Source organism: Vibrio sp. A1-1 (assembly GCF_021728175.1).
GTDB classification, from domain to species: Bacteria; Pseudomonadota; Gammaproteobacteria; order Enterobacterales; family Vibrionaceae; genus Vibrio; species Vibrio diabolicus.
On sequence record NZ_JAKKCL010000003.1, the window covers coordinates 224,560 to 231,606 of the forward strand.

Sequence of the window (7,047 nt, forward strand, 5' to 3'; positions counted from 1 at the left end):
TGTATGGAAACCAAAAACCTGTCACGCAGATGACGATAATAGAAAGGAAGCAGATAGATGGAACGAGAATGCATGGAGTTTGATGTCGTGATCGTGGGAGCCGGACCTGCGGGCTTAAGTGCCGCTTGTCGCCTAGCTCAACTCAACCAAGATAGTGAAGGTGACGCACTTTCAATTTGCGTTGTAGAAAAAGGGTCAGAAGTGGGCGCACATATTTTATCTGGCGCTGTTTTTGAAACCAATGCCTTGGATGAACTTTTCCCCGATTGGAAAGAAATGGATGCCCCGCTATCAGCCTCAGTTCAGCAAGACCATTTCCTTTATCTTACTACTGAGCAAAACCATATTCGCGTCCCTCATTTCCTTACGCCACGTCCAATGATAAATGGCGAAAATAATTATGTAATTAGCCTTGCCAACCTTTGCCGTTGGCTCGCTAACCAAGCAGAAAGTCTTGGGGTGGAAGTTTTTCCTGGCTTTGCCGCTGCAAACATCAATTATGATCAGAGTGGCGTCGTGACAGGCATTAATACGAGCGATATGGGACTAGATAAGAACGGCCAAGCCAAATCTAACTTTGAGCCAGGTATCGAGCTAAAGGCAAAATACACCCTTTTTGCTGAAGGTTGTCGCGGACATCTGGGTAAAAAACTTATTCAAAGGTTCGACCTAGACGCAGGCAAGCAACCTCAGCACTACGCGCTTGGCTTAAAAGAGATATGGGAATTACCCTCTGACAGCAAGGATGTATCTGGCAGTGTTATCCACTCCGCTGGCTGGCCTTTGAGCGAGACAAATACCACTGGCGGCGGTTTTCTATATCATATGGAAAACAACCAAATCGCGGTCGGTTTGATCGTAGATTTAAACTACAGCAACCCTTACTTAAGCCCGTTTGACGAGTTTCAACGCTTTAAGCATCATCCAGCTATCGAGCAACACCTAAAAGGTGCCCAACGTATCGCATATGGTGCAAGAGCCATTGCAAAAGGTGGACTTTCTTCTCTGCCGAAACAGCAATTCCCCGGCGGTTTATTGATTGGTTGTGATGCAGGCACTTTGAATGTCGCTAAAATTAAAGGCAGCCACACAGCCATGAAGTCCGGAATCATTGCTGCAGAAGCGGTACATACTGCCCTACAAACTGGGGCTTCTGAGCCAGACTACCAGTCATTATTTGAATCATCATGGTTGTATGACGAGCTCACCGAAACACGTAACTTTGGTGCGAACATCCACAAGTTTGGCAGCATACTGGGCGGTGCACTTTCGACCTTTGAGCATAATCTATGGCAACCACTGGTTAAGAAGCCGTTACCTTGGACTATCAAGGACTATTCGTACGATCATGAGCAGTTAAAACCTAAACAAGAGTGCCGACCAATTGCATACCCAAATCCAGATGGTGAAATCAGTTTTGATAAGCCTTCGTCGGTATTTTTATCGGGAACACAGCACGAAGAGAACCAACCTTGCCACCTTGTTCTGACTTATCCTCACATTCCAATTGATGTGAATTTAGGTATGTATGACGAGCCGAGTCAGCGCTATTGCCCCGCTGGGGTTTACGAAGTGGTGGAAGTGGACAATAAGTTGAAGTTTCAGATAAATGCCGCCAACTGCGTGCATTGCAAAACCTGTGATATCAAAGACCCTTCACAAAACATCACATGGAAAGCGCCAGAAGGCGGTGGCGGACCAAGCTATCAAAACATGTAACCAAAGAACCACTTAAAGTGCAGAAGCAGTGCATTTACTACTGCTAATTTGTAAAGTGGTTAAGCAAAAAGTCGGTAGCTAACAGCGGCAGATAAAGAAAAACAGCACCTGATGATTCAATCAGGTGCTGTTTACTAAAATAACTTTATCTTCAGGTAATATTAATCCACGCTAAAAACTTGGTGATGGAACAGCTGATCAACGATTTCATGAGATGTCGCTGACGACCCTAGCTCCAACCCTGATAAATCAAAGTTCTCTAATGCCACGGACATTGTGTTGCTGCCTTCTCCAGTAATCGTCAAATTCAGAGTATCTAGGGCACTATCGTAGTCTGCACTTACGTGTTCCAACAAGTTATCCATATCCGTTGTGTCGTCACCGACAAACTCAAGAATGTCACTCAAATCCAACTTGTCTTCATCCAGCCTAAAGTCTTTAATCACATCTCTTGATGGCGTCATGTCCAGTGATTCTTGAGTAAAGGTGAAGGTGTCAAGACCCTCTCCACCTGTCAAGATGTCACTGCCTAGGCCTCCCATCAGGATATCGTTTCCAAGCCCACCAACCAGAATGTCATCGCCTGCGCCACCATTCAACGTATCTTCACCTGCTTGACCTAGCAAAATATCAATGCTTTCGCCACCAGTGATGCTATTCGCAAACTCATCTCCCACCGACGCATGGCGCTCAGTTTGCACAATATCGGTGCCAGAATCGTTCAATGTAAGTGTAAAGACGTTTTCACTTATGCCACCTTTACCATCAGACACTTTAAACAAGAAATGCAAATCCGCCTGCTGGTCTCCCTGTAGAGTAAGCTCATCGCTTTGAGTAAAGCTATAACTGCCATTGGATGACACTTCCAAAGTGCCGAACGCTGTCTGGATATGAAGCTGACCATCTACGTCACTGGATGAAGAAACTAACGGCTGATTTACAGTTACACCGTGCAGATCTGCGCCCAGCAGAGTGAAATCGCCTTCTGCCAAAGAAACGGTCATGCTATCACCATCAGCGTCCTGGCTTCCCGCCAGTAACTCACCGGCAATTGGATCGGGAGAGAAGTGGTTTAGGTACTGCCCCAAGTCTTCACCTGAGTCGATAAACACCACTTTGTCGCTAAGCTCATCTAGAGCCTCTGCTGCTTTGACATTATCAGAGAGAGCAATACCAATCCCATATACCTTGGCGTCATGAGTCTGTTTGTAATCTTCCCAGCGCTCGGCTAGATCAGGAGAAGTAACAGCGCCCTCGCTAGGGTTGGGTTCGCCATCTGAGATAAAGAATATGGTGTCCTTACTCTCAGACGGTTTTTCTGGACCGAAATAGTCCCAACCATCCTGCCAAGGGTAAACGGCATTACTTGCCTCACCAGGCTCCATTACAGCCTCTAAAGCTTTATCGTAATCCGTATTGGTACCGTATTCTACGTCACACCAGTTGCGCACATATTCTGACACTTCATTTTGGAAACTTAAATCGTTTGGATCACGGCCATTCATCTCTGGTGGGCGTGTCATCAACTCAACTTCACTCAAGGTCAGCCAGCTATGTGTGGATGTATCTCCGTCGAAACGTACCAGGCGGATATAGGTATTTGATTCTCCTCCATCGGCAATCATGTTTTCAACCATGGAATGTAACGCTGCTGCTGCTTTGTAAGCTCTCGATTCAGTTTTCGGTGCGGTTGCCTCACGACCCACGGTATTTTCACCGTCAAAGGTGCGGGTCATGCTGTTCGAGTGGTCGAACACTACCGTCACTTTATTGATCGGTAAGTCTTCCATCTGAGCAAAGCCCTGAACTGGAGATGAGGTTGGGGCATGGTTCTCAGTGACATTCAGGATAACCTGAGTTGTATCGGTATCCACACCATCGCTTGCAGACACTTCCAACTGATACGTTTGCTGAGTCGAGTGATCCAGTTTTACACCATCTTTCAGCCAAATCTCACCACTATTAGAGTCAACACGGAATAGATCAGCATCACCACCACTCAATTCATACTTTATGGTGTCACTGCCATCCGGATCAAACGCTTCCACCTGGCCGACTAATACCCCAACTTCTTGCTCAGCGACGTCAAAGCTTGCTGTATCTTCTGTTGGCATACCGTTGGCATCGGTGCCATGGGTTTGGTCTGTATCACCGACACTGATGAATTCTGGTGCGCGATCTCGGATATCAATGGTAACTTCACTATTTGTAGTATCACCGTCAGCATCGATAACCGTAACGTCAAGCTTCTCTTGTTGATGACCTACAACATTGCTCGCTTGATAGTCGTAGTGACCATTTTCAAAGTTAATGGTCAGCTTGCCGTGGTTGGTATCAATTTGCGCCAGAGAATGATCCGATATTTTCGTGCCATCGCTGGTAGTGACATCACCGTTTATTTTGTTGTAGTAATATATCTCGCCATCGATAGTGATGTGATCTACCCACTGAGCATCACCGCCATTGTCATCCAGAAGGTTACCTTGCAACTGGCCTGAGACCGTTTTGCTAAGCAAATCCCCAATCTGAGAATCATCTACAACGACAATAGCACTGCCTTTATCTGTCGCGATCGACTCCAGGTGTTCCAGAGACGCACCATTACCGATACCGACAGACCAGATATTTTCAACATCCTGACCGCTACTGCTGATGCCATTTTCCATCGCATTTTGCAGAATGATGCCCTCTTCTTCAGAAGTAGGCTGAACCCGACCATTCACTATGTCCTGATAACGCTGTTCACTTTCAAAATCATCTGATGTTGACCACTTAATCAAGTTTTCACGGGTTTGAATTTCTCCCACGTTCGTTTGATTTGTCCAATAGGTAAAATCGGAAGGTCGACCATCTGAGATAAAGTAAAGCTGGGTATCGGTATTACTAAGCAATGCATCATCTTCTGGATCACTAAGTATTTCATTTATTTGGTCAACGGCCTGGTTATATGGCGTCGATGCATATGGATGTATACCAGAGATAAAGGCATCAATGGCCTCGGCAGAATCTAGCCACTCAGAAATCTGGCCAGATGGTTGTCCGCTGTAAGTTGCAATTCTAAAACTTACTGGACCCAAATCTTGGTATTGCTCAAACATTGACTTAATAGAGTCTTGAGCAAGTTGCCAGCGAGTAACATATTGTCCGTCTGCATCTGTTACCCAGTCGAGCATTGATTCTGACGCATCAAGTGCAATCACAACACTATTACTTTGTGAATCAGCATCATTTATTTCGTAGTGAGCTGAAGACGATGACGGTAATGAATCCGTTACATTCAGATGCAAGGTGGCACTCTCAGACTGACCTCCGGCATTCACCTCGACGCTGGCGCGGATATCCAGCATGTCCGCCCCCTGCTCCGCATGATCAAGAGGCATATGTTGATCAACTGTGAAATGACCCGTTTTGCTATCTATGTTGGCTTGAACCACTTTGATGCGGTCGGCACCTGTTCCTGTATAACCAGTTAGAGTGCTCTGATCTGCACTCACTTCAAACACGACCTCTTTACCATCGCTGGTGAAACCACCTAGGTTTTGCTCGGCGTTGAAGTGATATTCAGCCTCCGTTGCAGACCCGAGGTTTGCGATAAAGTTGCCTTCAGCATGTACGCCAGTATCCGTACCAACTTGAGATTCATCCAATGCTGCGTGTGCATCACTGAGCGACATAGGCTCACCCATCACACTAACGGTAACTTCTGCTTTATCAGTCAGGCCGTCGTCATCACGGATGGTGTATTCGAAGGTATAATCTTTCACTTCACCCGTTTTCAGGGTTTGTTGATCAGCGGGCAGTGACTCTAGGTACTTGGCCGCATCAAAGACCAATTTACCATCTTGCAGACTAAGGAAGCTTTCTGATGGATAGTCGATAATAGTCAGAGCGTCACCATCCGGGTCGCTGTCATTCGCTAGAACATCCAGCTCTAAAGTGCCTGAGCCGTTGGTCTGGTAAGCTTCATCAAAGGTCGTGAGGTCCGCTGATACCTGAGTAATAAAGTACTCTGAGCCTTTAGGATCAATGACACCGTCTTTATAGCTGGTAGTAGACATTTCAATACTATCGAAGAAACGCCCATCTGCATTGATGTTGACTACTTGATTACCACCACGAGTACCTTCAAACACACCTGTCGCAACCAAGTCACCTTTGTAGTAAGCCTTCCAAACACCGCGCTCAATACCAGGCTCCCAGCTACCGTTCGAAGTGTCTGTCCATAGGTTTTTCACTTCAACTTCAGCATGATCGGCAACCTGACCATTAGCGAAGGAGAAGCGCATTGCTTCACTTTGTCCAGTTGCATCATCATATCGAATCTGACCATCTTGAACCCGGTCAGAGCCGCTGTCTAGCGCAGAACTAACGCCATATTTGTGGTCGCCGTCACCAACATAATCAGCTTTCGATGCATCAGAAACCTTGTTTCCAGATCGAGTATCAATCACATAGTAATCGACTGTGATATCAGTGCTATCATCCCAGTTGCTCTGGTCAATTGTCTTGGTTGTTTTTTCAATGCCCTTATCATCTGCAGCAATAGGGGCTTCATTAATATCGCGAACCAACACTTCGATCTGAGCGGTGTCTTTACCGCCAAACTGGTCACGAGCTTCCACTTCTAGCTGGTAGTTATCGATAGATTCATGGTCCAGATTTGCACCATTTTTGACACTGATCTCACCGGTAAGACTGTTGATTTCAAACAGTTCGCTATGACCGTTTAAGTGATAGGTTATCTGACTGTCCTGATCGACATCGAATGCATTTACTTTTCCAATTACACCCGATTGACTGTTTTCATCAACGCTAAACTGGTAACTATCGATGTCGGTTTTACCTTGGGCATCCAGACCAAAGTTGTCATTACTCCCACTAACAAATTCAGGAACATCATTAGTGCCCGTAATATCAATCACGATGTTTTGTTGGGTGCCATCGGTCGCCGTGAGAGTGATGATGTCTTGCACCTGATCACCCTCGTCCAGCTGTTGAACCTGGCTTTGGTCCAGCGTATACGTCCACTTCCCATCCACCAATACCAGCTCACCATAGGTGCCCGTAACGGTGGTGTTTGCAAAAATCGGATCGTCGCCATTATCAACATCAGAGATAGTAATGGTGCCGGTTGCGGTCGCAACATCACCGAGATTACCTTCAGTCACCTTGCCGGTGAACGCACCGTCAACAATAGGCGCGTCTTCGGTGCCCGTAATATCAATCACGATGTTTTGTTGGGTACCATCGGTTGCAGTGAGAGTGATGGTGTCTTGCACCTGCTCACCCTCATCTAACTCTTGAACCAGACTTTGGTTCAACGTATAC

General features: G+C 46.3%; 2 protein-coding genes. One reads left to right on the plus strand and one right to left on the minus strand.

Translation table 11 applies throughout. The features are described 5' to 3' along the window. Window positions 1-57: 57 nt before the first annotated feature. Window positions 58-1,719 (plus strand): electron transfer flavoprotein-ubiquinone oxidoreductase, encoded by a 1,662-nt coding sequence (locus L3V30_RS07975; RefSeq protein WP_237308659.1) that lies wholly within the window; start codon window positions 58-60, stop codon window positions 1,717-1,719. A 161-nt stretch (window positions 1,720-1,880) separates the two neighbouring features. Here L3V30_RS07975 and L3V30_RS07990 read toward each other — a convergent pair. Beyond that, window positions 1,881-7,047 (minus strand): VCBS domain-containing protein (locus L3V30_RS07990; protein WP_267136920.1); only part of this gene is annotated, 5,167 nt, incomplete at its 5' end.

Excerpts from the sequence above, each read along its gene's own strand:
- L3V30_RS07975 (WP_237308659.1), top strand. The coding sequence starts at position 58 with ATGGAACGAGAATGCATGGAGTTTGATGTCGTGATCGTGGGAGCCGGA.